The sequence below is a fragment of the Nocardia sp. NPDC058666 genome (assembly GCF_042714895.1).
GTDB lineage: Bacteria > Actinomycetota > Actinomycetes > Mycobacteriales > Mycobacteriaceae > Nocardia.
In genome coordinates this window covers 1-1091 of record NZ_JBHXRY010000109.1, presented here as the reverse complement: position 1 = coordinate 1091, position 1091 = coordinate 1, and the positions used below count along the sequence as shown (strand labels likewise).

The window sequence follows — 1091 nt, the reverse complement described above, 5'->3', positions numbered from 1 at the left end:
GCCGGTCCCGCCGTCCTACTACCTGCCGGTGGCGCCTCAGCGCAACTGGTCGACGTAACGGTCGGTCCCCGGCACCGTGGGGATGAAGGGCGCCACCAACTCCACCCGCCCCAGACCCGCTTGCGCGACCTCCTCGTCCAGCCCCCGGAAACGGTCCCAGCAGGTCCGGGGGTCCTCCTGGAGGAACCACAGCAGCGTGAGGCGGGTGTCGACCCCCTCCACCTGCTTGACGTACGTCATCCGGTCGCCGGGCAGCGGAGTGGGCCGGAAGACCGTCACCATCGCGGCCGGACCGCCGTGCAGCCGCTTCGGCAGGGCGCGCGAGCGCAGCCACTCCAGCAACTCGGCCCGCTGCTCGCGCCCGTCGGCGTCGACGACCTGGACGACGAGACCCTCGTACGGGTGGTCCAGGGCGTGGTGGTCCCGCGGGCCGGCGGCTCCGTCGCGGTAGACGGTGGCCACGTGGTCCTGGAACGACGTGAAGACGTGGGTGCGGTCCTGGTAGACACGCCCGTCGCGGTTCAGGCGCTTGTTGATGCCGACGGTCCACTTCATGTGTTCGTCGTAGCGGCCCTCGGTGACCCAGTACGTCGATATGTAGCAGCCCGCGGTGACGGGCTGGGCGACGGCCGACTTCTCGGGGTAGCGCAGTTCCTGCAGTGCGCGGGTGGCCACCCAGCGGCGGCCCGCGTACATCCAGGGCATGGCCATCGCGCCGGCGTAGTAGTGGTCGTCCTCGTACCAGCGGTTGTACGCGTACTCGTGGCCCGGGTGCGGTTCCACCATGGTGATCAGCGCATGGCCCGGGCGGACGCCGTAGGGGCCGACGGCCGCGAGCTCGGCGTAGTCGTCGACGCGGGTGTCCTGCTGCCTGTCCTGCTCTCCTGTCGTCATGGGAACGGTCTATCTGATGCAGCATCAGATGGGGAGGGGTCGGGCAGGTTCCACCCCGCGGCCGGGCGCGGCGCCGGCAGAGTACGGCGCCGCCGCGGACGGGGGTGGGAGGGGTCAGTGCTGGAGGCCGACCTTGAGCAGCACGATGAGGAGCCCGAGGAAGAGGTTGATCGCGCCGGCCATCAGCATCAGCCGGC

Annotated in this window: 1 protein-coding gene; it reads right to left on the bottom strand. The window is 70.7% G+C overall.

Features of this window, described 5'->3' with window-relative positions; all coding sequences use genetic code 11:
• Positions 1 to 36: 36 nt before the first annotated feature.
• Complete coding sequence (locus tag ACFWVD_RS28845; protein ID WP_081523182.1) at positions 37 to 894, bottom strand: hypothetical protein; 858 nt, start codon at positions 892 to 894, stop codon at positions 37 to 39.
• Positions 895 to 1091 lie beyond the last annotated feature (197 nt).